Annotated in this window: 26 protein-coding genes; 15 read left to right on the top strand and 11 right to left on the bottom strand. The window is 66.0% G+C overall.

Annotation, left to right across the window (positions count from 1 at the left end; all coding sequences use genetic code 11):
* Nucleotides 1-8 precede the first annotated feature (8 nt).
* Nucleotides 9-1,664 carry a leucyl aminopeptidase family protein gene (locus KG104_RS13715; RefSeq protein ID WP_237687150.1) on the top strand — a complete coding sequence of 552 codons (1,656 nt, stop codon included), beginning with the start codon at nucleotides 9-11 and terminating at the stop codon, nucleotides 1,662-1,664.
* A gap of 27 nt (nucleotides 1,665-1,691) precedes the next feature.
* On the opposite strand, the gene KG104_RS13710 is transcribed toward KG104_RS13715, so the two are convergent.
* The gene (locus tag KG104_RS13710) at nucleotides 1,692-2,327 is read right to left on the bottom strand and encodes an O-methyltransferase (protein ID WP_104052618.1); all 636 of its coding nucleotides are present in this window, start codon (nucleotides 2,325-2,327) and stop codon (nucleotides 1,692-1,694) included.
* Nucleotides 2,328-2,569: 242 nt separating this feature from the next.
* On the opposite strand from KG104_RS13710, the gene sigE reads away from it, so the two are divergent.
* The 3 genes from sigE (at nucleotide 2,570) to KG104_RS13695 (ending at nucleotide 4,608) form a co-directional block, all read left to right on the top strand.
* Nucleotides 2,570-3,175: an RNA polymerase sigma factor SigE gene (gene sigE, locus KG104_RS13705; protein WP_104052617.1), complete on the top strand. Its 606-nt coding sequence runs from the start codon at nucleotides 2,570-2,572 to the stop codon at nucleotides 3,173-3,175.
* 4 nt (nucleotides 3,176-3,179) lie between these two features.
* A complete protein-coding gene (locus KG104_RS13700) occupies nucleotides 3,180-4,115 on the top strand; it encodes a zf-HC2 domain-containing protein (protein ID WP_104160495.1) in 936 nt (311 codons plus the stop codon).
* A gap of 73 nt (nucleotides 4,116-4,188) precedes the next feature.
* The gene (locus tag KG104_RS13695) at nucleotides 4,189-4,608 is read left to right on the top strand and encodes a twin-arginine translocase TatA/TatE family subunit (RefSeq protein WP_104160496.1); all 420 of its coding nucleotides are present in this window, start codon (nucleotides 4,189-4,191) and stop codon (nucleotides 4,606-4,608) included.
* A 36-nt stretch (nucleotides 4,609-4,644) separates the two neighbouring features.
* Here KG104_RS13695 and KG104_RS13690 read toward each other — a convergent pair whose 3' ends face one another.
* The 3 genes from KG104_RS13690 to KG104_RS13680 are packed head-to-tail and all read right to left on the bottom strand — an operon-like array spanning nucleotide 4,645 to nucleotide 7,687.
* On the bottom strand, nucleotides 4,645-5,787 hold the full coding sequence (locus KG104_RS13690) for an Mrp/NBP35 family ATP-binding protein (protein ID WP_237688598.1): 1,143 nt from the start codon (nucleotides 5,785-5,787) through the stop codon (nucleotides 4,645-4,647).
* 3 nt (nucleotides 5,788-5,790) lie between these two features.
* Nucleotides 5,791-6,408 (bottom strand): DUF1003 domain-containing protein, encoded by a 618-nt coding sequence (locus tag KG104_RS13685; protein WP_104052614.1) that lies wholly within the window; start codon nucleotides 6,406-6,408, stop codon nucleotides 5,791-5,793.
* Nucleotides 6,401-7,687 carry a magnesium transporter gene (locus tag KG104_RS13680; protein WP_104052613.1) on the bottom strand — a complete coding sequence of 429 codons (1,287 nt, stop codon included), beginning with the start codon at nucleotides 7,685-7,687 and terminating at the stop codon, nucleotides 6,401-6,403. Before KG104_RS13680 ends, KG104_RS13685 begins: the two co-directional genes overlap by 8 nt.
* A 161-nt stretch (nucleotides 7,688-7,848) precedes the next feature.
* On the opposite strand from KG104_RS13680, the gene KG104_RS13675 reads away from it, so the two are divergent.
* Nucleotides 7,849-8,742: a YflT domain-containing protein gene (locus KG104_RS13675; protein WP_207347952.1), complete on the top strand. Its 894-nt coding sequence runs from the start codon at nucleotides 7,849-7,851 to the stop codon at nucleotides 8,740-8,742.
* Between the two features lie 77 nt (nucleotides 8,743-8,819).
* Here KG104_RS13675 and KG104_RS13670 read toward each other — a convergent pair whose 3' ends face one another.
* On the bottom strand, nucleotides 8,820-10,391 hold the full coding sequence (locus KG104_RS13670; RefSeq protein WP_207348070.1) for an aminopeptidase P family protein: 1,572 nt from the start codon (nucleotides 10,389-10,391) through the stop codon (nucleotides 8,820-8,822).
* A 124-nt stretch (nucleotides 10,392-10,515) separates the two neighbouring features.
* On the opposite strand from KG104_RS13670, the gene KG104_RS13665 reads away from it, so the two are divergent.
* A complete protein-coding gene (locus KG104_RS13665) occupies nucleotides 10,516-11,364 on the top strand; it encodes a PHP domain-containing protein (protein WP_207347953.1) in 849 nt (282 codons plus the stop codon).
* Nucleotides 11,365-11,366: 2 nt separating this feature from the next.
* Here KG104_RS13665 and KG104_RS13660 read toward each other — a convergent pair whose 3' ends face one another.
* Together KG104_RS13660 and KG104_RS13655 are read right to left on the bottom strand one after the other, a co-directional pair.
* Entirely contained in the window at nucleotides 11,367-12,257 is an 891-nt protein-coding gene (locus KG104_RS13660; RefSeq protein ID WP_104052609.1) for a DNA-methyltransferase, read from the bottom strand.
* A gap of 19 nt (nucleotides 12,258-12,276) precedes the next feature.
* Nucleotides 12,277-13,893 (bottom strand): DEAD/DEAH box helicase, encoded by a 1,617-nt coding sequence (locus KG104_RS13655; protein ID WP_237688721.1) that lies wholly within the window; start codon nucleotides 13,891-13,893, stop codon nucleotides 12,277-12,279.
* 395 nt (nucleotides 13,894-14,288) lie between these two features.
* Here KG104_RS13655 and KG104_RS13650 point away from each other — a divergent pair, with 395 nt between their 5' ends.
* Both KG104_RS13650 and KG104_RS13645 read left to right on the top strand, forming a co-directional pair.
* The gene (locus tag KG104_RS13650) at nucleotides 14,289-15,005 is read left to right on the top strand and encodes a ferritin-like fold-containing protein (RefSeq protein ID WP_104052608.1); all 717 of its coding nucleotides are present in this window, start codon (nucleotides 14,289-14,291) and stop codon (nucleotides 15,003-15,005) included.
* An 83-nt stretch (nucleotides 15,006-15,088) separates the two neighbouring features.
* Nucleotides 15,089-16,156, top strand: coding sequence for an SGNH/GDSL hydrolase family protein (locus KG104_RS13645; protein WP_207347954.1), 1,068 nt, complete (start codon nucleotides 15,089-15,091; stop codon nucleotides 16,154-16,156).
* A 10-nt stretch (nucleotides 16,157-16,166) separates the two neighbouring features.
* On the opposite strand, the gene KG104_RS13640 is transcribed toward KG104_RS13645, so the two are convergent.
* Genes KG104_RS13640 through KG104_RS13630 form a run of 3 tightly spaced genes read right to left on the bottom strand, consistent with a single transcriptional unit; the run spans nucleotide 16,167 to nucleotide 17,374 of the window.
* Nucleotides 16,167-16,469, bottom strand: a complete 303-nt coding sequence (locus KG104_RS13640) for a hypothetical protein (RefSeq protein ID WP_207347955.1) — start codon at nucleotides 16,467-16,469, stop codon at nucleotides 16,167-16,169.
* 18 nt (nucleotides 16,470-16,487) lie between these two features.
* Nucleotides 16,488-16,712, bottom strand: coding sequence for a DUF3107 domain-containing protein (locus tag KG104_RS13635; RefSeq protein ID WP_104052605.1), 225 nt, complete (start codon nucleotides 16,710-16,712; stop codon nucleotides 16,488-16,490).
* Between the two features lie 47 nt (nucleotides 16,713-16,759).
* On the bottom strand, nucleotides 16,760-17,374 hold the full coding sequence (locus KG104_RS13630; RefSeq protein ID WP_104052604.1) for a TetR/AcrR family transcriptional regulator: 615 nt from the start codon (nucleotides 17,372-17,374) through the stop codon (nucleotides 16,760-16,762).
* 116 nt (nucleotides 17,375-17,490) lie between these two features.
* Between KG104_RS13630 and moeB the strand changes: the two genes are divergently transcribed.
* A complete protein-coding gene (gene moeB / locus KG104_RS13625; protein ID WP_207347956.1) occupies nucleotides 17,491-18,675 on the top strand; it encodes a molybdopterin-synthase adenylyltransferase MoeB in 1,185 nt (394 codons plus the stop codon).
* 31 nt (nucleotides 18,676-18,706) lie between these two features.
* Here moeB and KG104_RS13620 read toward each other — a convergent pair whose 3' ends face one another.
* Nucleotides 18,707-20,065, bottom strand: a complete 1,359-nt coding sequence (locus tag KG104_RS13620) for a glutamyl-tRNA reductase (RefSeq protein ID WP_104052602.1) — start codon at nucleotides 20,063-20,065, stop codon at nucleotides 18,707-18,709.
* 156 nt (nucleotides 20,066-20,221) lie between these two features.
* Here KG104_RS13620 and hemE point away from each other — a divergent pair, with 156 nt between their 5' ends.
* The 6 genes from hemE (at nucleotide 20,222) to KG104_RS13590 (ending at nucleotide 26,688) form a co-directional block, all read left to right on the top strand.
* Complete coding sequence (hemE, locus tag KG104_RS13615) at nucleotides 20,222-21,283, top strand: uroporphyrinogen decarboxylase (protein WP_104052601.1); 1,062 nt, start codon at nucleotides 20,222-20,224, stop codon at nucleotides 21,281-21,283.
* A 2-nt stretch (nucleotides 21,284-21,285) separates the two neighbouring features.
* The gene (gene hemG, locus KG104_RS13610) at nucleotides 21,286-22,845 is read left to right on the top strand and encodes a protoporphyrinogen oxidase (RefSeq protein WP_207347957.1); all 1,560 of its coding nucleotides are present in this window, start codon (nucleotides 21,286-21,288) and stop codon (nucleotides 22,843-22,845) included.
* A gap of 74 nt (nucleotides 22,846-22,919) precedes the next feature.
* The gene (gene hemQ / locus KG104_RS13605) at nucleotides 22,920-23,639 is read left to right on the top strand and encodes a hydrogen peroxide-dependent heme synthase (protein ID WP_104052599.1); all 720 of its coding nucleotides are present in this window, start codon (nucleotides 22,920-22,922) and stop codon (nucleotides 23,637-23,639) included.
* Complete coding sequence (locus KG104_RS13600; RefSeq protein ID WP_104052598.1) at nucleotides 23,636-24,832, top strand: ferrochelatase; 1,197 nt, start codon at nucleotides 23,636-23,638, stop codon at nucleotides 24,830-24,832. Before hemQ ends, KG104_RS13600 begins: the two co-directional genes overlap by 4 nt.
* On the top strand, nucleotides 24,832-25,788 hold the full coding sequence (gene hemC / locus KG104_RS13595) for a hydroxymethylbilane synthase (RefSeq protein WP_207347958.1): 957 nt from the start codon (nucleotides 24,832-24,834) through the stop codon (nucleotides 25,786-25,788). The genes KG104_RS13600 and hemC overlap by 1 nt, the downstream gene beginning before the upstream one ends.
* 24 nt (nucleotides 25,789-25,812) lie before the next feature.
* Entirely contained in the window at nucleotides 25,813-26,688 is an 876-nt protein-coding gene (locus KG104_RS13590; RefSeq protein WP_104052596.1) for a uroporphyrinogen-III synthase, read from the top strand.
* Nucleotides 26,689-26,709 lie beyond the last annotated feature (21 nt).

Below are 26,709 nucleotides of genomic sequence, written 5' to 3'. Positions count from 1 at the left end.
CGAAACCAATGCAGCGACTCCCCAAAGGATCCTCACCGGCCACCTCCTCCGCGGGGGAGGCTCCGGGGACCGATTTGTCTGGCATTGCCATGACGGCGGTGACAGCGGTGGATCAGCTGCTGACCGGTGCCGGTGCCCCCACCGCCGGCACCGGGCTGCGGCCCGCCCCTGAGGAAGAAGTCGATGTCCTGGCCGTTGCCATGGCCGCGGCTCCTGACTCCTCGCCCCGAGAGGACTCCGAGGAGTCGCTGCATCCCACGCCGCAGCCCCGGCGGGGCGCTGTGGAAACAGCCCTCTGGTACGGCGTGGACGTAGCTGCCCGCGCGGCCGCGGCCGGCGTTACCGGCAAAGCCGGTGAAACACTGCTGGTGGAACCGCCGTCGGACAGGGCCGCTGACCTGCCGGCCAAACTGATTTTTGTAGGTGTCGGCGATGAGTCCGTCCAAAACCTGCGCCGTGCCGGAGCGGCACTGGCCCGAGCCACCAAAGGTGCCCGCCGGATACGCGCCGCGGTGGTTGACGGACTCGGTCCCGCCTCGCAGCAGGCCTTTCTTGAAGGCTTCCTGCTGGGCGGATACCAGGCACCCCGCCAGGGAAAAACGCCAGCCGGCCCTGCCATGGCCCGCGCCATGGAAGTCACCGGGCTGGATTCAGATGCGCAGCGCCAGGCACAGATCACCGCCCGGGCTGTGTGGCTGGCCAGGGATCTCACCAACCTTCCGCCCGACGTCGCAACCCCCGCCTGGATGGCGGCACAAAGCCGTGCCGTTGCGAAGCGTGCCGGCCTGGAGATCACCGTCCTGGAGGAGACCGAACTCCTGCGGCAGGGGTTCGGCGGCCTGACCGCGGTTGGATCCGGTTCTGCGAATCCGCCGCGCCTGGTGCAGGTTACTTACCAGCCCTCCGCCGAGACCGCGGAACACGTTGTTTTGGTTGGCAAGGGGATCACTTTTGATTCCGGCGGCATCTCACTGAAGCCCCGTGACGCAATGATGTCCATGAAGATGGACATGGCCGGCGCCGCCGTGGTGCTGGCTGCTGTGGAGGCCGCTGCCGAACTGGAGCTGCCGCACCGCGTTACGGGCATCCTGGCCCTGGCGGAGAACGCCATCGGTGCTTCCGCTTACCGGCCCGGCGACGTTGTCACCACTTACGGCGGCACGACTGTGGAGATCGGGAACACGGACGCCGAGGGCAGGATGGTCCTCGCTGACGCGTTGGCCTATGCAGCAGCGGGCCTCGCCCCGGACGTTTTGGTGGATATTGCCACCCTGACGGGAGCTGCAGCCCTGGGTCTGGGTCAGCAGTACGGTGCAGTGTTCTCCAATGCCGAGCTTCTGCTGGATGCAATGGAGGAAGCGGGGGAGGCTTCGGGGGACCGCGTCTGGCCGCTGCCCCTTGTCCATGAATATGACTACGCTCTTGACTCGGTGACAGCGGACGTGGCGCACGTGGCTCCGCCGGCGCTCAAGTTCGGCGCCGGGGCAATTGTGGCCGCGCTGTTCCTCGAAAAGTTCGTTGACGGTGTTCCCTGGGCGCATCTGGACATTGCCGGGCCGATGAGCGCTCGTGCGGACAGGCATGAGATCGCCAAGGGTGCCACCGGATTCGGAGCCAGGCTGCTGATCAGTTTCCTTCAGAACCTGCCCGGCCTCCGGCCCTGACCGCCGCCGCTGGGGAGCCCCGGACCGCTAGCTGGTCTTGACCGCCAGCAGCAGGCCGTCACCGGTGGGCAGCAGTGACGACACAAGAGCGTCATTGTCCCGGATCGCTTTTCCGACTTTCCGCATGGTGTTGGTGGTCTCTTCGCGGATGGCCGGATCGGAGACTTTTCCGTGGTCCAGGGCGTCGTTGACCACCAGCAGTCCGCCGCGCTTGAGCAGACGGACTGCCTGCGTCACATAGAGCGGAAAAGACGGCTTGTCGGCGTCGATGAAAACCATGTCGTAGGCTCCGTCGGTGAGCCGCGGAAGGACCTCGGCGGCACGGCCCGAAATGGTGCGGGTCCGGTTGCCGGCCACGCCGGCTTCGCGGTAGGCCTCACGCGCCGCCCGAAGATGGTCGACGTCGGAATCAATGGTGGTCAAGACGGACTGGCGTCCCAGACCCCGCAGCAGGCAGACGCCGGAGACCCCGGCACCGGTGCCCACTTCCACCACAGTCTGGGCCTTGGACGCTGCGGCGAGAACCGTCAGGGCAGCGCCGACGCCGGTCGAGACGGGCGAAACTCCCAGTTCATAGGAGCGCTCCCGCGCGCGCAGCAGGACCTCGTCCTCGAAGGGCAGTCCCTCCGTGTAGGACCAGCTGGTCTGCTTGTCGGCGCTCATTCGTGTCACTTTCGTTTGTTGGGGAACCATGCTCAGTCAAGCTTAAGGCCCGGCGGCGGCCGGGTTGGCTTTGCGGGACGCGGGCCGCGGCAGCCGGTAAAACACCGCTCTTGTGTGCGCACGGCAAGAGTGCTAACAGCGAATTCCCAGACTGATGCGTCAACATAATTATGCAGGACGCTAACAAGGGCTTCGTTTGGCCGCGGGCCGGATGACATTACTTCACGGGAAGGAGGGCAGCCATGTCCACGACCTCAGCAACCGGCGGACCGGCTGACTCCGAGTGGGTGCGGCCCACCTGGGAAGAAGTAGTGCAGGCGCACTCAGCCAAAGTGTACCGGCTGGCCTACCGCCTGACCGGCAACCGGCACGACGCCGAAGACCTCACGCAAGAGGTGTTTGTCCGTGTCTTCCGCTCCCTGGAGAATTTCCAGCCCGGAACCCTGGACGGGTGGCTGCACCGCATCACCACAAATCTCTTCCTGGACCAGGCTAGGCGCAAGAGCCGCATTCGGTTTGACGGCATGACCGAAGAGGCTGAGAGCCGGCTCCCCAGCAACGGGCCCGGACCCGAGCGAAGCTTTGAGTTCAATAACCTCGACGTGGATATTGCCCGAGCGCTGGATGAACTTCCGCCCGACTTCAGGGCTGCCGTAGTCCTGTGCGACCTTGAGGGCCTGTCCTATGACGAAGTGGCCCGTGCCCTGGGCGTCAAGCTTGGAACGGTCCGCTCCCGGATTCACCGCGGCCGCACCATGCTGAAAGAGAAATTGGCGCACCGCGATCCCCAGGTCCGCCCCCAAACCGGACCGCGGCTCAAGCTGCCGCGCGTGGCAGGCGCCAACTGATTTCATGCGACACCCCAAACGCCTTTTGCAGGAATACCTGGACGGTCAGGCCAGCCCGGCCCGTGCCGCTGTACTGCAGGCACACCTTTCGCGGTGTGCCCGGTGTCGTTCCGAAGCGGCCAGGGAACGCCGGCAGCGGGCACGCCTGAACGCATTTGCGGTTCCTGAACCGGATCCCGTGCTGCGCGAACGCATCGAACGCACGGCACACCCCGCAGATGACGGGACACCGGCGGATTATGCACATGCTCCCGGACCAAGCCGGAACCGCCGACGACGCTTCGCAGCTGCCACAGGAGTGGTGGCTGCCGCCGTCGGGCTGGTCCTTTCCACCGCCTACCTGCTGGGAGGCTGGGTCCAGCCTCCGGTAACGCAGCAGGCGGCGCCGGGTCTGGCCGATGTGTGGAACGACGTAACCGGCGGAGGCCGGGATGACCAGCTGGCTCCTGAACAGCTCGCGGAACTGCGGTCCCGCGGGTGGGCCTGCCCGGAGCTCGCATCGGCGGGAATGGCCGTCGCAGGGGCCCGGGCTGCCCTGGTTGACGGGGAACCGGCGGTCATTATGACCCTGGAAGGCGAGGGGACCAGCGTGAACGTGTATGAGACCCACCCTGCTTCCTGGTCCGAAGAGACCGTGGTGGACGGCGTCAGCGGGAAACCGGTCACGGAGGAAGGTTTCATCCTGCAGGAAGAGCGTCCCGGACGCCCGCAGATATGGATTCATCCCCAGCGTCCCCATCGCGCTGTTGTGGCCTCGAAGCGGGTTACCTACACCGTGGAGGTGTCTTCGTCCGGGGACGTTCTGAACGAAGCTGTCAGCGAGATTTCCCTCACCGAGTCATCGAGGCTGGCGCTTCATGCCCGGGAGAAGGCCCATGGGGTATGGGACCGCATCAAGAGCGGTTTCACCATCATGACGGGCACCGGGGGACAGGATTGACCGGATCGCAGAAAAACCGTCCGTCCGGAACGGGAACTGGCTTGCGGTGCAGCAGGAAAGGTAGTCTTCACAGGTGATCGGAATCAACGGCTATGAGCTGCTCGTCCTGGCGATCCTTGCCGTAGCGGTGCTGGGTCCCGAAAGGCTGCCGGAATACGCCTCCCAGCTTGCACGTTTGGTCCGTGAAGTGCGGCGGATGGCCACTGGTGCCCGGGAACAGCTCCGGGACGAGGTTGGCCCCGAAATTGACGAGGTTGACTGGCGCAAACTTGATCCGCGGCAGTATGACCCGCGCCGGATCATCAAGGAAGCACTTCTGGATGATTTCGAAGACGCCGTCAAACCCGTCAGCGCGCGGCCCGCGCCTGCTGCACCGCAGGCAACCGCAGGTGCCCCCGGACGCGCCGCTGCACCCAGCGGAGCTCCGGCTGTGAAGCCGCTCATGCGGCTGCAGGACGGGGACCGGGCGCCCTTTGACACCGAAGCCACCTAAACACGCTGAGAAGCCAAAGCGGCGGAACAGGAACTCCTAGCGCGGTGTAACACCGAGCTTCAAGCCCGAGAGTCCCCGGGGACGCCTGGCCAGGGCACCGGCGATGCGGCGAAGCTCAGCGCCCGCCGAACCTTCCACCAGGGCTGATTCCGAGAGCACCACGGGTGCACCGGAATCGCCGCCGGTCCGCAGATCAACATCGAGCGGGATGCTTCCCAGCAGCGCAATGTCCTTGCCCAGTGCTTCGCTGAGCCGTTTGGCCACGATGTCTCCGCCGCCGGAGCCGAACAGCTCCATCCGTTCTCCGGTGGGCAGCTGCAGCCAGGACATGTTCTCGATAACGCCCGCCACGCTCTGACCGGTTTGGGAAGCCACTGTTCCCGCACGTTCGGCGACGTCCGCTGCGGCTGCCTGCGGGGTGGTTACCACCAAAATTTCCGACTGCGGCAGGAGCTGCGCCACAGAAATGGCAATGTCTCCGGTGCCCGGCGGCAGGTCCAGGAACAGGACATCAAGGTCGCCAAAGTACACGTCGGTCAGGAACTGCTCCAGAGCGCGGTGGAGCATGGGTCCGCGCCAGGCCACCGGAGCGTTGCCGGCCACGAACATGCCAATGGAAATCGTCTTGATGCCGTAGGCCACGGGCGGAAGGATCATTTCATCCACGCGGGTGGGCGGCTGGGTGATGCCCAGCAGCCCGGGGATGGAGAAGCCGTGAACATCAGCGTCCACGATCCCCACGCGCAGTCCGGAGGCGGCCATGGCCGCGGCAAGGTTCACGGTGACACTGGATTTTCCCACCCCGCCTTTCCCGCTGGCCACCGCGTACACGCGGGTCAGGGAACCGGGCCGGTTGAAGGGAATGTCCTTGGCTCCGCCGGGACCGCGCAGTTTTTCCTTAAGTGCTGTCCGCTGCTCCGCGGTCATGACGCCAAGGTCAACACGGACCCCGGTGATGCCCTCAACGCTGCCCAGGACGCGTTCGACGTCGGCGGTAATGGTTTCATGCAGGGGGCACCCGGAGATGGTGAGCAGGACGCCCACGGAGGCGACGCCGTCGTCGTCCACGGACACGCCGCTGACCATTCCCAGCTCAGTGATGGGGCGCCGGAGCTCCGGGTCCAGGACCGCGTCAAGCGCAGCCAGCGCACGGTCGGCTGTGTGTTGCAGTGGTGCCACGCTCTAGTTTTCCCTCCCGCCCGGATTGAGTTTGGGCATGTGTTCCGTGGCCGCGGAAGATCCTGAGGAATCAGGACGACGGCGCTGGCTGCGCTTTGCGGGAGCGTCCTCGGATGATTCGCTGTTGTTGGCTTCGAGCAGTTCCTCGAGGAGGCTTCTTAGCTCCGACCGTACGTAGTCGCGGGTGGCGACTTCGCGCAGGGCGATCCGCAGCTCGGCGATCTCCCGGGTCAGGTACTCCGTGTCCATCAGGTTTCGCTCAGCGCGTTCGCGGTCCTGGCGAACCGACACACGGTCCCGGTCATCCTGGCGGTTCTGGGCCAGCAGGAGCAGCGGGGCGGCGTAGGAAGCCTGCAGCGAAAGCATGAGGGTCAGCAGCGTAAAGCCCAGCGCTATGTCGTCGAAGCGCAGGGGCTCCGGTCCCCAGGTGTTCCAAATCAACCAGACGGCACAGAACACCGTCATGTAGAGCAGGAACTGCGGGGTGCCCATGAAGCGGGCAAAGTTCTCGGTGGCGTGGCCGAAGGCGTCCGGGTTCGGAGACAAGCGCGGAAGCCAGCGTGCACGGGCGGTCCGGGGCGTATCCAGGCCGCTGGTCTGCGACTTTACTTTTTCAGCCATGGGTCCTTCCCTGCTTCACATCGGTTGGTGCGTCGTCGGAGGCACGCCAGTCGTCCGGAAGCAGGTGGTCCAGGACGTCATCCACGGTCACCGCCCCCACCAGACGGCCGGCGTCATTGACGACAGGCAATGAATTGAGGTTGTAGGTGGCGAGCATCCGGGACACTTCGCTGATGCTGGCGTAGTCCCGGACCGGCTCCAAGTCCGTATCAAGGATATTCCCCAGCGCCTCCGGGGGAGCCGAACGCAGCAGCTGCTGGATGTGCACCACACCGAGGTACCGTCCCGTGGGTGTTTCCAGGGGAGGGCGGCACACGTAAATCGAGGAAGCCAGGGCCGGGGTCAGCTCCTCGCGGCGCACATGGGCCAGCGCTTCGGCAACCGTAGCCTCCGGCGGCAGGATGACGGGAACCGGGGTCATCAGGGAACCGGCGGTGTCTTCCTCGTAGTTCAGCAGCCGCCGCACATCGCGGGCGTCCTCGGGTTCCATCAGCTGCAGGAGCTCTTCCTTCTGGTCCTCCGGAAGTTCGTTGAGCAGGTCAGCGGCGTCGTCGGGGTCCATTTCCTCCAGGACGTCGGCAGCGCGCTCCACATCCAGGGACTGCAGGATCTGGACCTGGTCGTCGTCAGGAAGTTCCTGCAGGACATCCGCAAGGCGCTCGTCCTGGAGTTCGCTGGCCACTTCAATCCGGCGCTTGCCGGTCATCTCATGCAGGGCATCGGCGAAGTCGGCAGCCTTCAGGTCATCATTCTGGGCCACGAAGGAGGTGGCGGCCTGGGGGCCGGAGGTGTCCCAGTGGATGATGTCCTTCCAGTCCACGATCATCTGTTCACCGCGCCTGCGCAGGGGGCGCAGGCGGGATTCCGGACCGCTGCGGCGGACGAAGAGGTTGGACACGTGCCAGTCGCCGGCACGGTTCTGCTCAATGGCAATGTCTTCAATGGTGGCTTCGCCGCTTCCGTCCCGCAGCGTGACCTTGCGGTCGAAGAGCTCTCCCACCACCAGCATCTCCGCGCCGCGCTGTTCGAAACGGCGCAGGTTGACCAGTCCGGTGCAGATGATCTGGCTTGGATCCATGGAGGTGATGCGGGTCAGCGGCACAAAGACGCGCTTCTTGCCCGGCACCTCCACCACAATGCCTACGGCCTGCGGAGGACGCCCGGGCCCGCGGTCCAGCACGACGGCGTCGCGAAGGCGGCCCAGACGGTCACCCAGGGGGTCGAATACGTCGAGGCCGAGCAGGCGTGCGATGAAGACGCGGGTAGGATTTTTGCTCACATTCTTAGGCTACGGGGTGCCCGGCGCTTCCGCCGTATCGGCGGCTCCGCCGCAGCACCGGCCGGGGAGGAATGCACGGCCGGTCCCGGCACCGCCGCGGATGAAGTTCACTTCGAGCGATACGGCCCCCATGGGAGCGGTAAGTGGGACAGAATGGAGGGATGTCTACCCTTTTCGGTTCAAAGCCGCCACGTGATGAAGGCCGCGCCCTGCCCCAGGGCGAAACGGTGGGCCGCTACACCGCCTACCTGGATGCCCAGAAGGCGGTGGACTATCTGGCAGACAGCAAGTTTCCGGTGCAGATGGTCTCCATTATCGGCAGCGAACTGAAGTCGGTGGAACGGGTGACCGGCAGGTTGTCCTACCCCAGGGTTGCGCTGTCTTCGATGGCTACCGGTGCCTGGTTCGGGTTGTTCGTTGGACTGGCGCTGATGCTCTTTGCCGGCGGGGAAAGCTATGTTTCCCTGATCCCGTCCATGGCTCTTGGTGCAGTGTTTTGGCTGCTGTTCGGTGTGCTCGCCTACGCTCTCCAGCGGGGCCGGCGGGACTTCACCTCCACAAGCCAGGTCATTGCCACGAGTTACGACGTGATTGTGGCACCACAGGCAGCCAATGACGCCCGCCGGCTGCTGCAGCAGCTGCCGATGATCGGCCAGCACGGCCACCCCCAGCCTCCGCAGTACCGTCCGCCGTACGCCGGCCCCCAGGGACCTCATGGGCAGCAGGGGCCGCCGCAGGGCGGGGCCGGAGCAGCTCCGGAGCGGCCGGCCGGATGGGCCAACCCGTACGGGGCGGCAACCGGCGGGCAGCCGAACCAGCCAACCCAGCCGACCCAGCCGGCGGATGCCGGGCAGGAAGGGCAGGCGCCGGGCAGAGAGCAGGCCCCCACCGGAACCGTCCCCCGGGGGCAGTTCCCGGATCTTCCCGACGGCCGTCCGCAGTACGGAGTGCGGCTTCCGTCCGCCCCGGCAGCAGCCCCGCCCGCCGCGACGCACAGCGGCGAAGCGAAGGAGCACGGCGAAGGAGAAGGCGGGGTTCCCCGCCAGCAGGCATAAAGACTAAACAGCGGAAGGCTCCGCACCCAAGGGTGCGGAGCCTTCCGCTGTTTAGTCTTCTGTCAGGACACCGTCAGTTACTCGGCGAGTCCAGCCATCCAGGCTTCCACATCTTCCGGATTGCGCGGCAGAGCGGCGCTGAGGTTCACCGGACCGTCGGCGGTGATGAGGATGTCATCCTCAATGCGCACACCGATGCCCCGGTATTCCTCGGGAACGGAAAGGTCCTCGTTCTTGAAGTACAGGCCCGGTTCGATGGTGAACACCATTCCCTCGGTGATGATGCCGTCCAGGTAAAGCTCCTTGCGGGCCTGGGCGCAGTCGTGAACGTCGAGACCGAGGTGGTGGCTGGTGCCGTGCGGCATCCACCGGCGGTGCTGCTGGCCGTTGTCCGAGAGGGCTTCCTCCAGGGAGACCGGCAGGAGGCCCCAGTCGGCCAGCCGCTCGGCCAGAACCTTGACGGCAGCCTGGTGCACGTCGCGGAACTTGGCGCCGGGCTTGGCGGCGGCAAAGCCTGCATCGGCGGCATCGAGGACGGCCTGGTAGATCTTGCGCTGCACCTCTGAGTAGGTGCCGTTGACCGGAACGGTGCGCGTGATATCGGCGGTGTAGAGGCTGTCGGCTTCCACTCCGGCGTCGAGGAGCAGGAGCTCGCCGGCGTTGACGGTGCCGTTGTTGCGGATCCAGTGCAGCACGGTGGCGTTGTTGCCGGCCGCGGCAATGGTGTCGTAGCCGAGGTCATTGCCCTCTTCACGGGCACGGGAGAAGAATGCACCCTCCACTACGCGCTCCCCGCGAGGGTGGGCGATGGCGCGGGGGAGGGCCTTGACGACCTCGGTGAAGCCGTTGACCGTCGCCGCTACGGCGGCTTCCATCTGCTTCACTTCCCACGCGTCCTTGATCAAACGCAGTTCGGACAGAGCCTCGGTCAGCTCGCCGTCCAGGGCGTCAAGCGCGCTGAGGTCAACGTTTTCGGGATCCATGGCGGTGTTGTAGCGGACGGTGTCCACCAGCGCATCCACCATCTCATCGACTTTGCGCAGCAGGCGCACGGAGATGCCGCCGAACTGCGGATCGCCGACGTTGGAGGTGATGGCTGTTTCAGCCTCGTCCAGGTGGCGGGTGGGCAGGTCCAGCAGGGCGCTGACCTGTTCCAGGCCCAGCCGTGAGCCGATCCAGAACGCGCCGTAGCGGGCGTTGGAGTAGAACTCTTCGCTGTCCGTGCCGGCGAGCGGACGGAAGTAGAGGACGGCAGTGTGGTTGCCGCCGTCGTCGCCGGTTCCCGGTTCGACCGGCTCCATGATGAGCACGGCGTCGGGTTCCCGGTCCAGGCCAAGGCCAGTCAGGTGCGCAAAGCCGGAGTGCGGGCGGAAACGGTAGTCGGTGTCATTGGACCGGACCTTGAGCGGGCCGGCGGGGATGACGAGGCGCTCACCCGGGAACCGCTCGGACAGGGCACGACGGCGCTGGGCGGCGTAGGGGGCAACTTCTGCGCGCGCGGGAAGCTCGGCGTCGTCCTCGGCCCAGCCGGTTGCCATGAAGGCCTTGTAGGCCTCGTTGGACGGTTTCTGGGAGCGGTTGTTTACGCGGTCATCCAAGGGCTGCCCTTCGGACAACTCCCCGAGACCCGACGTGTCGGCGGTGGTCATTGGATTCGCATCAGTAGTCACCCTTCCATGGTCTCACTGTGCGGACGGGGCGGCCAAACATGCGCAAAAGCTTCCTGCGGCAGCGTGCAATCCCGCAAGGGCCTGAAGCAAGTACATTGATGGGGTGAGAATCGACCTGCACACGCACTCCACAGTCTCCGACGGAACGCAGCCGCCGGCGGAGGTGATGCGTTCGGCGAAAGAGGCAGGGCTGGACGCGGTGGCCCTGACCGACCATGACTCCACCTCCGGGTGGACAGAGGCAATGCAGGCCGCACGTAAGGAGGGCCTGATCCTGGTGCCCGGGATGGAAGTTTCCTGCCGGAGCAGCGAAGGGATCAGCGTTCACGTGCTGTCCTACCTGCATGATCCGGCGAACCCGGAACTGTTGGCGGAAATCGCCAGGTCCAGGACCGCACGGGTGTCACGGGCGGAAATGATGGTCCAGCGGCTGGCGGAAGACTTCCCCATCGACTGGGACCTGGTACAGCGCCATGTTGCTCCGGGGGCGACCATCGGGCGGCCGCATATCGCTGATGCGCTCGTGGCCGCCGGAGTGGTGCCCAACCGCTCGGCTGCCTTCTCCGGCATCCTGACGGCACGCTCGCGCTACTTTGTGGCGCATTATGCGCCGGACCCGGCCCACGCCGTCGAGCTGATCCGCGCGGCCGGGGGAGTGCCCGTGTTTGCCCACCCGGTGGCGTCCTCCCGCGGACGGGTGGTGGGCGAAGAAACTTTCCGCGAAATGATCGACGCCGGGCTGCTGGGTGTGGAAGCGGATCACCGCGACAACCCGGAGGAAGGCCGGGCGTGGCTGCGCAGCCTGGCAGCGGAGCACTCGCTGCTGGTCACCGGATCCAGCGACTACCACGGGACCGGCAAACCCAACCTGCTCGGGGAGTTCACTACGGACCCGGAGGTGCTGGACAAGATAGAGTCCCTGGCAACCGGGACCGCCGTCGTCCGGCCGTAGGATCAGGCGCTGGCCACGGACTGAACCGCGTCACCGGAAACAATGTCGGCCGCATGCCCAAGCCGCTTGGACATCACTTCAATGGCCTGGGGATTGGCATCCACACAGACAAACTTCCGGTTCAGTTTGGCGGCTACCGCGCCCAGCGTGCCGGAACCGGCAAAGAAGTCCAGGACCCAGTCGCCCTCACGGCTGCTGGCGGCCACGGTGCGCCGCAGCAGACCCTCGGGCTTTTGGGTGGGGTAGCCGGTTTTTTCCTTGCCGGTGGGGGACACGATGGTGTGCCACCAGACGTCGGTGGGCAGCTTGCCCAGCGCCACCTTTTCGGGCGTGACCAGACCCGGGGCCATGTACGGCTCACGGTCCACTTCGGCATTGTCGAAGTGGTATGCCGCGGGATTCTTGACGTACACGAGGATGTTGTCGTGTTTGGCCGGCCAGCGGTTCTTCGCCCGTCCGCCGTAGTCATAGGCCCAGATGATCTCGTTAAGGAAGCAGTCCCTGCCGAAAAGGGCGTCCAGCATGACCTTGGCGTAATGCACCTCGCGGTAGTCCAGATGCACGTACAGGGTGCCGTCGTCGGCCAGGAGGCGCCAGGCTTCGGCCAAACGTGGTTCCAGGAACGCCCAGTAGTCCTCGAAGGCGTCGTCGTAGCTCGAAAGCAGGCCCTTGACCGTGCTGTAGCTGCGGCCCTTGAACCCCACCCGGTCACCGGTGCCGTCGGTGCTGCGGACCATGGTGGTCTGCTGCCGCCGCTGTGAGCGGCCGGTGTTGAACGGGGGATCCACGTAAATCATGGTGAAGGCGCCGTCCGGCAGGGTTGGCAGGAACACGGCGTTGTCCGCGTGTACCACCAGCGACCTGCCGGACGGTGACCAAAGGGGAGTGCTCATAAAAAGGAGTGCTGCCCGGTTATTCGGCTGCGGGTGCGGAGTTGCCGACCACTTCGCCGTTGCGGCGGCGCGTACGGGTGCGGCTGCGGCGGGGCCGCTCTGCAGCGGTGTCAACGGATGCCGACGGCGCTTCGGCAGCGCGCGCCGGGGCAGCCTGCTGGTCGCCGGAACGCCGGGACTCTTCACGCTTGTCGGAGCGTCCGCGGTCGCCGCCGCTGCGGGGCCGGTCGCCGCGGGTGCCGCCCGTACGGGTCCGGTCACGGCCGCGGGAGCTGTCACGGGCGCCGTCACGGGAGGGAGCGGAACCGTTCTTCTTGCCGGTCTCGCCCAGGTCCTCGATCTTCTCGGCGTCAATACCCGCATGCGTGCGCTTGTTGCGCGGCAGCCGGCCCTTGGTGCCTTCGGGGATGTCCAGATCGGTGTAGAGATGCGGGGACGAGGAATACGTTTCCACCGGCTCGGCCTGGTCCAGGCCCAGAGCCTTGTTGATGAGGCCCCAGCGGGGGACGTCATCCCAGTCCACGAACGTCACGGCAGTGCCCTTGTTGCCGGCGCGGCCGGTGCGGCCCACGCGGTGCAGGTAGGTCTTCTCGTCTTCGGGGCACTGATAGTTGATGACGTGGGTGACGTCATCAACGTCGATGCCGCGGGCAGCCACGTCGGTGGCTACCAGTACGTCAACTTTTTCATTGCGGAAGGCGCGCATGGCCTGCTCGCGTGCGCCCTGGCCCAGGTCGCCGTGCATGGCGGCAACGGCAAAGCCGCGGTCCGCCAGTTCCTCGGACAGCTTGGCGGCCGTGCGCTTGGTCTTGGTGAAAATGATGGTGCGTCCGCGGTTCTTGGCCTGCAGGATGCGGGACACCACTTCACTCTTATCAAGGTTGTGGGCACGGTAGACAACCTGGCGGATGTCCTTCTTGGTCATGCCCTCGTCATCAGGATCCGCTGCCCGGATGTGGGTGGGCTTGGTCATGTAGCGGCGGGCCATGGCGACGACGGCGCCGGGCATGGTGGCCGAGAACAGCAGCGTCTGGCGCACTGCGGGCGTGGCGGCCATCAGGGTTTCCACATCCGGCAGGAAGCCAAGGTCCAGCATCTCGTCGGCCTCGTCGAGGACCACGATCCGCACGTTCTTCAGCGAGAGGTGCTTCTTGTTGTAAAGGTCGATCAGGCGGCCCGGGGTGCCGACCACGATTTCGACGCCGGCAGCCAGGGCCTCGGTCTGCGGCTCGTAGGCGCGGCCGCCGTAGATCGTGACGATCCGTGCACCGCGGCGCTTAGCAGCGGTGGACAGGTCGCCGGCAACCTGAACGGCGAGTTCACGGGTGGGAACCACAATGAGGGCCTGCGGGGCGCCGGGCACGGCCAGGGAGGCGTAGGCCTCGTCGTCGGGCGCAATGACACGCTGGATGGCAGGAATGCCGAATCCCAGTGTCTTGCCGGTACCGGTCTTGGCCTGGCCAATGATGTCATGGCCGCCCAGCGCCACCGGCAGGGTCATCGACTGGATCGGGAAGGGATGGGTGATCCCCGCTTCGGAGAGGGATTCCACAATGTCGGAGCGGACGCCGAAATCCGCGAAGGTCAGTTCCGGGATTACGGCCGCTGCCTGCGTAGTGGCCAGGGTTTCAGCCACGTTCAAAGCTTCATTGCTGTCATCGGCGGTGAGGTGACGGGTGTCGTCCACCTGGGAAAGTTCAGTGTTCAATTAAGTACCGTTCAGTTAGGCATCGCGGCGCCAGGCTCGACGAGTGGCTGCAAGAGTCCACACCGGAGCGGATGGCGGGCGCATGATGCGTCCAGCGGAAGCCGATCGCGGGCTAACAACTGCAGGTCCGCCGCGGTGCATCGGGCACGGGCGACGGCCAAAAATTTCAAGATCGCGTAGGTATTGCGGGTCTGGCTAAGGTCTATCAGACGACCGGGCATCCTTTTACTACCAACCAGTCTACCCGGTGGGTGCCAGCCGCCATGCATTGGCGGGGCGCGGCGCGCAGACGACTGTCCGGTGCCGGCGGTACGCTGGGGTCCATGACAAACGGGACCCGCACTGAACCAGACTCCGCCTACGGCCCGGGATCCTCAGATGACGGAGATATTTACCGCCGCTTCCTCGCGGACCTCTTCGGCGTCATGGCGTATGGAGAGCTTTCAGCGTTCGAACGAATGTCCTCCGATGCACGTTTTTCACCCACCCTGCATGACCGCACGGTCCTGGGCCGGCTGGCCGTGCGCGAATACGAACACTTTGAGTGCGTCACGGAGCACCTGGTGAAGCTGGGCCTTGATCCGGAGGCGGCCATGCGCCCCTTCCAGCCGTCAGTGGATGCCTTCCATGACCGGACCCGGCCCGCGGACTGGTTTGAGTCCCTGATGAAGTTCTACGTCACGGATGCCATTTCAGATGATTTCTATCAGTCGGTTGCCGCACGGCTGGATCCCGCCACGGCAGAACTGGTTCTTGGGCTGAAGGAAGAAGCGGAGCCCGCGGGAGAAGTCCTAGAAGCCAGGCTGCAGCAGGCACTAGCCGATGATCCCCGCCTCGCGTCCCGCCTGGCCCTGTGGGGGAGGCGGCTGGTTGGTGAAGCGCTGACCCAGGCCCAGCGCGTGGTGCTTGAGCGTGCGGTTGGAGGCGGGCACCTGCAGGGACCAGCACAGGGAGTGTACGGGGATGAGCTCAAGACTCTGTTCGCCGAACTGACCCGCAACCACTCCCGGCGGATGAGCCGGCTCGGTCTTACCGCCTGACAGCGACTCCCGCAGCCGCTGCCGCACAACAGCCGGCAGGCGCGGATGATCGACAGGCGCTCTACAACGCATGGGGGAGCATCATGAGCAGATCTGTGGCTAAACGCGGCCTTTTGCTGGCCTGCGCCGCGGCGCTCGCCGTCTCGGCCGGGGCAACGGACACCTCCGGCCTGCAGCAGCAGACGCAACCGCGCATCTCGCTGCTGGCCGGGTATCTGCAGGAAAAGAACAGCGCCGAACCGGCCGGGGGACTGCCGCAGACGGCCTGGAAAGACATCAGGGCGTTCCAGCTGCTGCGGGCAGCGGAAGGACATCCCTTGGAGCCATCCGTATCCGGCTTGTCCTGTCCGGAACCGGCCGTATGCCGCAGGCAGTTTGGCGACGAAGTGGTTTTCTGGACGGCCGGAAACGGAGCGTTGGCGCTTCACAAATCAGTGGATGCCCTCAGCAAACGGAGCGATTTTTCCTCATTGGGCAAACCGCTGACCTCCGAGTACGCCCAGGGAGCCGTTTACCGTACGGATTTTGAGAACGGTTCGCTGATCCGCGTCCCGGAATTGGACCGGGTGATGACCTGGGATCCTGAAATTGCCGGTTCCGCAGTCGTCATCGGAGACTCACAGGCAGGGCCGGGCACCTGGGTGGATCAGGGGTTGGCCGAGCTGGGCTACCGGACTGTGCTCCGCGGCGCCGGAGGGACAGGCTACGTCCAGGGCAACGGCACTATTGGCAACTACTACACAGCCCTGACACGGCAGCAATGGGTCTTGCCATGGGGAACCCCAAAGCTCGTTGTCCTGGAAGGCGGAGGAAATGATGCCTCAAACGCGTCGGACACAGAGATTGCCGAAGCGGCGGAGAGCATGATCCGGGAAGCCCGGCGCACTTATCCTCAGTCCCGGCTGGTCATGGTGGGCGTCATTTCCTCCGGCCTGGATTCGGCGGGCAGCAGGCGCACGGCGGTTGACACCCTGCTGGCCGGGGTGGCCCGGAGCCAGGGGGTGGAGTTCCTTAGTGTGGGGGACTGGTGGAGCCGGTTCTCGCTGGGGGAGTACCGGGAGCATGACGGCCGCCATTTCACGGAGGCGGGGCACCGGGCCGCAGGACACATCCTGGCCCGCGAGCTGGGCACCCTCCTGTCCTCCGGCTAGCCGCGGGCCGTCAGAACCGCAGCACCCTTTCCAGCTCTGCCGCATCCCGGGCTTCGCGCCCGGGACCTGTGACAACCGCAGCAATGACAGCAGCGGCCGCCCCGGCAACCGGCGGCAGGACCCAAGCAAGCCAAAAGAGGTCAGGATCGGAGCCGACACCGCCCAGCTGGAGGCCCACCCACAGGATCATGGCTGCCGCCAGCGACAAGCCCGGCAGCAGGAAAAGACCGTACCGGGTCCGGCGCCGGTCCGCGCCCCGGACGATGAAGCCGGCCGCCAGCGCGGCCAGGGCGGCAACAATCAGGCTGATCACCGTCCGGCCTGCCGGGACCTAGAGGGCGCCGAAGCCGACGCGGCGAACCTCTTCGGCGCCGATTTCCACATAGCCGATGACGCCGGCGGGAACCATGATGAGCCTGCCCTTGTCATCCTTCAGGCGCAGTTCCTTCTGGTTGCTCAGGGCTTCGGCCACGACGTCAGCAACGGCGTCGGCGTTCTGGCTCGATTCAAAGACAATTTCGCGGCCAACATTCTGAATGCCGATTTTTACTTCCACCGTGGTGCCTCCTGTATTAATGAAACATATCCGCTTCGAAATCTACTCTAAATCTCCTTGGGGAACCGACTGATTCCGCGCCAAGCTAAACGGTAGATAAGCTCGGACGCCGCGTCGATGTCCAAGTCCCCATCTGTCTCCAGCCAGTAACGGGCACTGACCTGGGCCATTCCAGCCAGAGCCCGGCCCAGCAGCGTGGCCTCCACAGGTGAAAGCTTGGTGTCCTCGGCGATGACGCCGGCAATATTGGACGCGAACCGGGCGTTGAATTCCTCGATGCGTGAGCTGACTTCCGCGTCATTGGTCATGTCGGATTCAAAAACCAGCCGGTGGCCCTGGCTGTCCTGCGCCACGAAGCGGAAATAGGCGCGCATCGTTTCCCGGACGCGCAGCTTGTTGTCGCTGGTGGAGTTCAGGGCGCTGGTGAGGAATTCTGTCAGGGTGCCCAGATGGTCCTCGAGCAGCGCGAGATAGAGCTCCCGCTTGCCCGGAAAATGCTGATAGAGAACGGGTTTGCTGACCTGGGCCGCTTCGGCAATGTCATCCATGGCCGCTCCGTGGAAACCGTTGCTGACAAAAACTTCCTGCGCGGCGTTCAGCAGTTGGCGCCGCCGTTCCTCCCGGGGGAGCCGGGTCGGCTTGCCGGTTTGCTGGTTGCTCACGTGTACGGACCTCTCAACGGCACCGGGCCAAGGTGCCCGGTCAACGGCCTTCAGTTTACCCGCGGGTAATACATCCGGCAGGTTCCGCAGCACGTTTGGGTACTAGATTGGGATCCATGATTGAGCCAAACGCCGCACTGCCGCCGCTGGTTGAGCCTGCGGCAGCGCTGACCCACGAGGAAACCCGGCGCTATTCCCGGCACCTGATTATTCCCGAATTCGGGATGGTTGCCCAGCAGCGGCTGAAGAACGCCCGTGTCCTGGTCATCGGGGCAGGCGGCTTGGGCTCCCCTGCCCTGCTGTACCTTGCCGCCGCCGGCGTGGGAACGCTGGGAATCGTTGACGACGACACTGTGGATGAGTCCAACCTGCAGCGCCAGGTCATTCACGGTGTGTCGGATATCGGCAGCTCCAAAGCCGAGTCTGCGCGGCGGAGCATCCACGAACTGAACCCCCTGGTTACGGTCCAGCTGCACCCGGTCCGCCTGGATGCGGCCAATGTGCTGGAGATCTTTGCCGGATATGACCTGATCCTGGACGGCACCGACAACTTTGCCACCCGTTACCTCGTCAATGACGCTGCGGAAATCCTGGGCAAGCCGTATGTCTGGGGATCAATCCTCCGGTTCGACGGCCAGGTCAGCGTGTTCTGGGGGCGGCACGGACCGACGTACCGCGACCTTTATCCGCAGGCACCGCCGGCCGGCTCGGTTCCCTCCTGCGCAGAAGGCGGAGTTCTGGGAGTGCTGTGCGCGCAGATCGGATCCGTCATGGTCAACGAGGCCGTGAAACTGGTTACCGGTACCGGTGTGACGCTTCTGGGACGGGTCCTGGTGCTCAATGCGCTGGACATGTCCTGGCGGGAGATTCGGGTGCGCAAGGATCCGGCTGCTGAACAGGTCACCGAACTGGAGGAGGATTATGAGGCCTTTTGCGGATTGCCGGTCCGTGCCGGCGTGGACGGGGACCAGGAACCGGCCGTCGATGTCCGCGAACTGCAGCGGCTGCTGGCCGCCCGCGCGGCAGGGGAGCGAGATTTTGATCTGATCGATGTTCGGGAGCCCGGCGAACACGCCATTGTCAGTATTGACGGCGCTCAGCTGATGCCCCGTGCCGGCATCCTGTCGGGGGAGAACCTGCCGGCGCGCGGCAGGGAGCTCTATGTGCACTGCAAGTCCGGGGGACGGTCAGCGGAAGTGGCCGCTTTCCTCAGGGCCCAGGGTTATGACCGGGTGTTCAACGTGGACGGCGGCATCCTGGCATGGGTGCGGGAGATCGAACCGGCCAAGGTCCTGTACTGAGTTTCACTGCTTAGGAGACGGGTTTTACTGCTCAGGCGGAGGCTGCAGTGTCAGCGCCGTCTTCGGAATTGTCCGCTTCGGTACTGCCGTGATGGGCGGGGCCGTGCGGGGCGGACGGGCGCCGGCGTTCCACCGGCTGATCCAGGGTGATGCCGAACAGGGCTTCGAGACCCTTGATGTAATCATCCTGCTGGCCGCTGGCGGCAAGCTCGCGGGCCCGCACAGTGGGAACATGCAGGAGCTGCTTGACCATGCGGCGCATGGCGAACTCCACTTCCTCCGCAGCTCCGGTGCAGCCGTGCTGGGCACGAACCTTTTCGAGCTCGGAGTCAAGGACGTTGAGGGTGTGCCGGCGCAGGGCCACAATGGCGGAGTCCATTTGACGGCTCAGCTGGAGTTCAGAGAACGCCTTGGCGGCGTCGGCCACGATGCTGCTGGCCTGCTTCAACGACTCCACCTGCTCTGCCGGAGCCGCCAGACGCACCGATTCCAAGGTGATCAGCTCCACGCCGTCCACCTCGCGGACGTCCGGATCAAAGTCATGGGTCAGGGCCAGGTCAATGATGATCAGCGGCTTGTTGCTGGACTTGCGAACACGCCTGATGTCCCCGGCGCTGACCTGGCTTTCGCTCCCGCTGCAGCCAATGACCACGTCCGCCGCAGCCAGGGCATCCGGCAGCGACTCGCGGGTCAGCGGTGTTCCGCCGCGCGATGCAGTGAATGACTCGGCCCGTCCGGACGAGGAATACACGCTGATGCGGGTGCAGCCGCGTTCCTTGAGCAGCGCCATGGTGGCTCCGGCATAGGCGCCGGTGCCGAAGACAACAACGTCCTTGGCGGACCAGTCCGTGTCCATTGAGAGATCCGTGGCCAGTTCCAGCGCCACGGAGACAATGGAAAGCCCTCGTTTACCGAGGGCTGTCAGTGCTCCAACATCTTTGGCTGTCCGGGAAGCTGTCTGGAAAAGGCGGGTTAGCCCTCCGCTGGCCGTGCCCTTTTCCTGCGCTTCGATCAGGGCCCGGCGAACCTGCCCCGCAATTTCACGCTCGCCCACGACGGCCGAATCCAGGCCCGCGCCGACGGCGAACAGGTGCTTGGCCACGGATTCGCCGGTATTGGTGTCCAGAGACCGGGAGACCAGGTCCTTGGACAGGCCGGAGTGCCGGCTGATTTCTGCGACGACGGCGGAACGGGCTGCTTCAATGTCCGCCTCCGACTTGGCCTCGCAGTAAACCTCGAACCGGTTGCAGGTGGCCAGGACCACGGATCCGGTCACCGCCGATCCGGTTTCGAGCAGGGAGGAGGAGACCTGGGAGGCGCCGGCGCTGAGGCGGGCAACGGTTTCCAAGTCAACATCGGAGTGCGTCGCAATTAAGGAAAGTAGAACCACAGTGCCTCAATAGTAGCCACCGTCTCTCTCCGAACCCCAATAGGGCGGCCTTACCTGAACCGTTTCGGCATGTGTTTCCCCTCACCTGTCCGCCCGATGCGGTGCATCAGGGCGGCCCGGTTATCCATCGGGGAGGATTTTGGAGAGAATCAGGGTATGACTCTTAGCGCCTCTCATCCGCTCATGGATGGCCGCACGGCCGACTCCCCCCTGATTACCGCCTACCGGGGTGGAACTCCCTCCCGCCGGCCGGTCTGGTTCATGCGCCAGGCCGGAAGGTCGCTTCCGGAATACCGCAAGCTGCGGGAGGGAATTGCGATGCTGGATTCCTGCCTGGACCCCGCGCTGGCCTCCGAAATCACGCTGCAGCCCGTCCGCCGGCATGACGTTGACGCCGGCATCTTCTTCTCTGACATCGTCATCCCGCTCAAGCTTGCCGGTGTCGATGTCGACATCGTTCCCGGCGTCGGACCCGTCCTGGGCACACCGGTGCGCACCGCGGCGGATGTTGCCGCACTGCCGGTCCTGACCGAAGAGGCACTGGAGCCGATCCGCGAAGCAGTCCGCCTCACAGTGGCGGAACTCGGCAAGACTCCGCTGATCGGTTTCGCCGGCGCCCCGTTTACGCTGGCCGCCTACATGGTGGAGGGCAAGCCTTCCCGTGACCACCTGGGTCCGCGGACCATGATGCATGCTGATCCGGACGCCTGGCGTGCACTCACGGAGTGGGCCGCGGATGCCTCGGGAATGTTCCTGCGCGCCCAGCTCGAAGCAGGTGCAAGCGCCGGGCAGCTCTTTGACTCCTGGGCCGGTTCACTTGGACTCGCCGACTACACCCGCCATGTGGCGCCGGCATCGACCCGCGCCCTGGACCATGTCCGGGATCTTGGTGCGCCGCTGGTGCATTTCGGCACCGGCACCTCCGAGCTGCTGGGCGCCATGCGCGATGTTGGCGTCGATGTGGTGGGAGTGGACTACCGGTTGCCGCTGGACGAGGCCAACCGCCGGCTCGGCGGAGCGACGCCCCTGCAGGGAAACATTGACCCCGCCCTGCTGAATGCCCCGTGGCCGGTGCTGGAAGCGCATGTGCGCGAGGTCCTGGCCGCCGGAGCCGCTGCACCGGGCCATGTGGTGAACCTGGGACACGGCGTGCCCCCCGAAACGGACCCGGACGTCCTGACGCGGGTGGTACAGCTCATCCATTCGGTGGAGCCGTAACCATGCCGCACCGTCCGGTTCTTCCTCATTTGCCCGCTGCCCTGTCCCATTTCCCGACCGCACGGAAAGCCGTTCCCGACGCTGTTCCGGAAGCGCCCGGACCTGCCCCTAGAACTGCAGTGGTGGTGGGCGGCGGCATCTCCGGCCTGATCGCCGCCCGGGACCTGGCCCGCAGCGGCATATCCGTAACCCTGCTGGAGGCGGGAACCGAGCTTGGCGGCTGTGTTGGCGCGCATTCCGTTGCGGGATTGACCCTGGACAGCGGCGCCGAATCCTTCGCTACGCGGTCCCGTGCCGTGCCCGAGCTGATTGAGGAACTGGGGCTGGGCGACGCCGTCGTCCAGCCCAACCGGGACGGCGCCTGGCTGCAGTTGGCCGGCGAGGACACCGCTGCGGCCGCCCAGCGGATGCCGCAGAGCGGTCTGCTCGGTATTCCCGCGGATCCGCGCGCACCCGAAATTGTCCAGGCCATCGGACGCACGGGTTCCGCGAGGGCGGCACTGGACAAGGTGCTGCCCGTGGGTAGCCTGGCCCGCCGGGAAACTGTGAGCCTGGGCGAAGTGGTCCGCGCCCGCATGGGCGACGCGGTGCTGCGCCGCCTCGTTGCGCCTGTGGTGGGCGGCGTGTACTCCTCGGATCCGGACGTGCTGGACGTGGACTCAGTGGCTCCGGGACTCCGCACCGCCCTCGCCAAGCACGGGTCCCTGGCCGGGGCGGTGGCTTCCATACGGGCCTCAGCACCTGCCGGATCCGCCGTCGCCGGGCTGGCCGGAGGAATGGGAATGCTCACCCGTGCCCTGGAGAAGGACCTGCTTGCGCTGGGCGTAAATGTCCGCACCGGAGCGGCCGTCACGGCCGTGGGGCACAGCGGCAGCGGCTGGACGGTCTCGGTCGCCGGAGACCAGGCGCCCGAGGCGGAAACAATCGCCGCAGACAGTTTGGTTATGGCAACGGACGGCCCCTGCGCTGCGGACCTGCTGGCAGGCACCGTTCCGGAACTGGCAGCCGCCCGCCCGGGCCCCGGGCCCGGCGTCGCCCTCGTCACCCTCGTAGTGGACCAGCCGGACCTGGATGCCCACCCGCGCGGCACCGGAGTGCTCGTTGCGGCGGACGTTGATGCCGTTGACGCCAAGGCCCTGACTCACGCCACTGCAAAATGGCAGTGGCTTGCCGACTCCACCGGACCGGGAACGCACGTGCTGCGGCTCTCCTACGGGCGGGCCCTGAGCGCAGCCGATGCCGCTGCCGCAGCACGGCCAAGTCCGGTGGAGCGCGACGACGAGGATCTTTTTGCCCAGGCCCTGGCCGACGCCTCGGTGCTCCTCCAGGTTCCGCTGGGGGTGGACGACGTGGTGGGCTGGGACGTGGTGCGGTGGGTCGGCGCCCTGCCTTCCGCCGCCGTCGGGCACCGCGACCGGGTCGCGGCGGTCCGCGCCGCCGTGGAGAAGGTTGCCGGGCTGGAAGTGGTGGGGGCCTGGCTGGCCGGCACCGGTCTGGCCGCCGTCACGGCCGATACGCGCACCCGGATTGCCGGACTGGTGGACCAACTGGACCGGCAGTGATCTTGACCACTTTCTACAAGAAGTAGAAGTGGAGTATTTCGCCTAAGCCTGCCCGGAAGGGCAGACTGTTAATCATGAGTGAGCCCATGGGTCAGAGCACCGCAGAAACAGCCGCCACCGAAGAACAGTTCTTTACCCTCTGGACCGTTTTCAAGCGGTCCGCGACGGGTGGGGCATCAGGTGCAGCTGCCGATTCCGAGGAAAACGTCAAAGCCTTCGAGGCATTGACCGAGAAACTGTCAGAGCGCCATGTCACCCTTCGCGGGCTGTATGACGTCTCTGCCATGCGGGCCGACGCCGACGTCATGGTGTGGCTGCACGGCGGCCGCGCCGAAGACCTGCAGTCAGCCGTCCGCGACATCCGCCGCTCCGGCCTCTTCGCCGGAACCGAAATTGCCTGGTCTGCCATGGGTGTGCACCGCGATGCGGAGTTCTCCAAGAATCACTGGCCGTCCTACGCCCGGGGCATTGATCCCGAAGCCTGGATCTGTGTCTACCCGTTTGTCCGCTCGTACGAGTGGTACCTGCTGCCGGCCGAGGAACGCGGCAAGATGCTGCGCGACCACGGCATGCTGGGACGCGAATTCCCGCAGGTCCTGGCCAACACTGTTGCCTCCTTTGCCCTCGGTGACTGGGAATGGATCCTGGGGCTGGAAGCTCCCAACCTGGTTGACCTGGTGGACATGATGCGTCACCTGCGCTCCACCGAAGCCCGTAACCACGTCCGCGAAGAAATCCCCTTCTACACCGGCCGGCGCATCGACGCCGCGGAAGTTGCCGAGGTACTGAAATGACATCTGAGCCCTCCAGCGAGTCCGCAGCATTCAACCCGCTTGACGGCGTTGACGAGAACGGACGCATGGCCCCCAAGCACTACGACGCGATCCTGCTGGCCTCCTTTGGCGGCCCCGAAGGACAGGAAGACGTCATTCCGTTCCTGCGGAACGTCACCCGCGGCCGGGGGATCCCGGACGAGCGGTTGGAGGAAGTGGCCACCCACTACCGCGCCAACGGCGGCATCAGCCCCATCAATGAGCAGAACCGTGCGCTGAAGGCAGCCCTCGAGGCTGAGCTGAAGCGCCGCGGCATTGACACCCCGGTCCTGTGGGGAAACCGGAACTGGGCCCCCTACATCAAGGACGTGCTGCAGGAAGCGTATGACACCGGCTACCGCCGCCTGCTGATGGTCACCACCAGCGTGTACTCCTCCTACTCCAGCTGCCGCCAGTACCGCGAGGACCTGGGCATGAACCTGCTGGCGACCGGGTTGGATAAAAAGCTGCAGGTGGACAAGGTCCGCCAGTACTTCGACCACCCCGGGTTTGTGGAACCGTTTGTCGAGGGCGTCCGCGATTCCCTCGCCCAGGTCCGCGAACAGCTGGCCGCCGAGGGCAAGACGGACGGGAAGATTGAAATCCTGTTCTCCACGCACTCCATCCCCACTGCCGACGCCGAAGCGTCCGGCCCGCGCGACCGCGAGTTCGAGGAAGGCAGCGCCTACGTGGCGCAGCACCTCGCCAACGCCCGCGCCATCATCGACCGCATCCCGGAAGCCGCCGGGCTCGACTGGCAGCTTGTCTACCAGTCCCGTTCCGGATCCCCGCACACGCCGTGGCTGGAACCGGACATCAATGACGCCATTGCGGAACTGCCCGCCAAGGGCGTCCAGGGCGTCGTCATTGTGCCGCTGGGCTTTGTCAGCGACCACATGGAAGTCCTCTGGGACCTGGACACCGAAGCCATGGACACCTGCAAAGAACTGGGCCTGGCAGCCCACCGCACGCCCACCCCGGGCATCCACGACACCTTCGTCGCAGGACTGGTGGATCTGCTCTGCGAGCGCACCGTCGAGAACAACATTGCCGACCGTCCCGCCGTGACTCCGCTGGGCCCCTGGTACGACGTCTGCCGCCCCGGCTGCTGCGCGAACCTGCGCGGCGAAAAGCCGACGATCGCAGGCGCCGATTCCACGGTGGGTGTGCAGTAGTGGCGCATTCGCCCGTCCTGATCGGCACCCGGGGCAGCGCCCTGGCCGTCACCCAGACCACCACAGTGGCCAACGCGCTCTCCGAACTGGGCGGTTTCGACGTCGAACTGGTCCGGGTGCGGACCGAAGGGGACATCAACCGGGCCGCCCTGTCCCAGATTGGCGGCACCGGTGTCTTCGTGGCCGCACTGCGGGACTCGCTGCTGCGCGGAGACTGCGACGTAGCCGTCCACTCCCTCAAGGACCTGCCCACCGGAGCAGCGGACGGCCTGACCATCGGGGCCATCCCGGGCCGGGTGGACGTCCGTGACGCGCTTTGCGCCCGCGACGGCCTGACCCTGGCGCAGTTGCCGGAAGGCGCCCGCGTGGGCACCGGCTCTCCGCGCCGGGCCGCACAGCTGCGTGCCGCCCGTCCGGACCTGGAGGTAGTGGATATCCGCGGCAACGTGGACACCCGCCTGGGCCGTGTGGCCGGCCTGGTGGAAGGCGCTCCCGGCGACCTTGACGCCGTCGTGCTGGCGGCCGCAGGTTTGGCGCGCCTGGGCCGGCTGGAGATGGTCTCGGAATTCCTGGACCCCTCCGTCATGCTGCCCGCTCCCGGCCAGGGGGCCCTGGCAGTGGAGTGCCGGACCGCTGACGCCGCCGAAGGACCGCTGAGCCGGGCACTGGCTGCCTATGACAACAACGCCGCCCGCCTGACGGTCACTGCGGAACGCGCGCTGCTGAACCGGCTGGAAGCCGGCTGCACCGCACCCATTGGTGCCTTGGCCACTGTGACTGAGGTTCGCCTGCATCTGGAGGCCGTGGTCTGCAGCGACGACGGTGCCAAGGTGATGCTGCGTTCCGCGGCTACGGCGGAGCTGGACGAAGACGGCGCCCGTGCCCTGGGCGTCCGCCTGGCAGAAGATCTGCTTGCCGCCGGTGCCGCGTCCCTGACGGACCTGGCGGTCAGCTAATGCTGCCTTCCGGAAACAGCTGAGATGAGCGGGGCTAAACTCCGGGAACTGGCGGGGCTGAACGTGGTCCTGCTGCGCAGCCCGGACCGGGCCGCGGCAATGACCGCCGAACTGGAATCCCGCGGTGCTGCCGTGGCGCTCCTGCCGCTGATTGATTTCCAGTTTCCCGCTGACACCAGTGAGCTGGACTCGGCGCTCGTGTCCCTGCGCTCCGGACGGTTTGCCTGGGTGATCTTCACCAGCGTGACCACCGTGCGCGCCATGGTGCGCCGCTGCGCCGCCCTGGGGGTGGCGGCGGCATCCGCCGTGCCTGCCGGAACCCGGATCGCCGCCGTCGGTACCGGAACCCGCAGGGCGCTGGAGGACACCGGTCTGGCCGTGGACCTGATGCCCGAGGGGGATCATTCCGCCCGCGGGCTGGCTGAAACCTGGCCGCACCCTCAGGATTCGGATCCCGAGGGCGGGGCACTGCGCATCCTGCTGCCGCAGGCGGACCTGGCCGATCCGGCGCTCCGCGACAACCTCACATCGCTGGGCTGGGACGTCCGCGCCGTCACGGCCTACTGCACCGTGGACTATCCCGCCCCGGGCGTCCGCTTTACGCCCGCAGCCGACACCGGCGCTGACGGAACGGCTCCGCTGATCACCGCACAGGACTTCCTCGGCGCCGCACCGGCCGGTCCGCGCGCCGTCGTGCTCACCTCGCCCAGCATCGTTCGCCGCTTCCTGCGGTTGTGCGCACCCGTTCCGCGGGGCACACTGCTGGTTGCCATTGGAGACAGCACGGCTGCCCAAATGGTTGAGCTGGGCTGCCCGCCCGATGCTGTGGCAAACCAACCCACGCCCGAGGGAATAGCGCAGGCCCTCGTTATTGCTACGTCTACGGGTCCTACAAACTAGTTCCCCGTCATTACCGGAAGG

Origin of the sequence: Arthrobacter sunyaminii, assembly GCF_018866305.1 — a bacterium.
Lineage (GTDB): Bacteria > Actinomycetota > Actinomycetes > Actinomycetales > Micrococcaceae > Arthrobacter_B > Arthrobacter_B sunyaminii.
This window is presented reverse-complemented; position numbering and strand designations above follow the sequence as displayed.

Coding starts and splice junctions, on each gene's coding strand:
- KG104_RS13650 (WP_104052608.1), top strand. CDS start 14,289: ATGACAAACGGGACCCGCACTGAACCAGACTCCGCCTACGGCCCGGGA.
- KG104_RS13710 (WP_104052618.1), bottom strand. CDS start 2,327: ATGAGCGCCGACAAGCAGACCAGCTGGTCCTACACGGAGGGACTGCCC.
- KG104_RS13645 (WP_207347954.1), top strand. CDS start 15,089: ATGAGCAGATCTGTGGCTAAACGCGGCCTTTTGCTGGCCTGCGCCGCG.
- KG104_RS13590 (WP_104052596.1), top strand. CDS start 25,813: ATGAGCGGGGCTAAACTCCGGGAACTGGCGGGGCTGAACGTGGTCCTG.
- hemE (WP_104052601.1), top strand. CDS start 20,222: ATGACTCTTAGCGCCTCTCATCCGCTCATGGATGGCCGCACGGCCGAC.
- KG104_RS13600 (WP_104052598.1), top strand. CDS start 23,636: ATGACATCTGAGCCCTCCAGCGAGTCCGCAGCATTCAACCCGCTTGAC.
- KG104_RS13660 (WP_104052609.1), bottom strand. CDS start 12,257: ATGAGCACTCCCCTTTGGTCACCGTCCGGCAGGTCGCTGGTGGTACAC.
- KG104_RS13715 (WP_237687150.1), top strand. CDS start 9: ATGCAGCGACTCCCCAAAGGATCCTCACCGGCCACCTCCTCCGCGGGG.
- KG104_RS13700 (WP_104160495.1), top strand. CDS start 3,180: ATGCGACACCCCAAACGCCTTTTGCAGGAATACCTGGACGGTCAGGCC.
- moeB (WP_207347956.1), top strand. CDS start 17,491: ATGATTGAGCCAAACGCCGCACTGCCGCCGCTGGTTGAGCCTGCGGCA.
- KG104_RS13670 (WP_207348070.1), bottom strand. CDS start 10,391: ATGACCACCGCCGACACGTCGGGTCTCGGGGAGTTGTCCGAAGGGCAG.
- hemG (WP_207347957.1), top strand. CDS start 21,286: ATGCCGCACCGTCCGGTTCTTCCTCATTTGCCCGCTGCCCTGTCCCAT.
- hemQ (WP_104052599.1), top strand. CDS start 22,920: ATGAGTGAGCCCATGGGTCAGAGCACCGCAGAAACAGCCGCCACCGAA.
- KG104_RS13685 (WP_104052614.1), bottom strand. CDS start 6,408: ATGGCTGAAAAAGTAAAGTCGCAGACCAGCGGCCTGGATACGCCCCGG.
- KG104_RS13675 (WP_207347952.1), top strand. CDS start 7,849: ATGTCTACCCTTTTCGGTTCAAAGCCGCCACGTGATGAAGGCCGCGCC.
- sigE (WP_104052617.1), top strand. CDS start 2,570: ATGTCCACGACCTCAGCAACCGGCGGACCGGCTGACTCCGAGTGGGTG.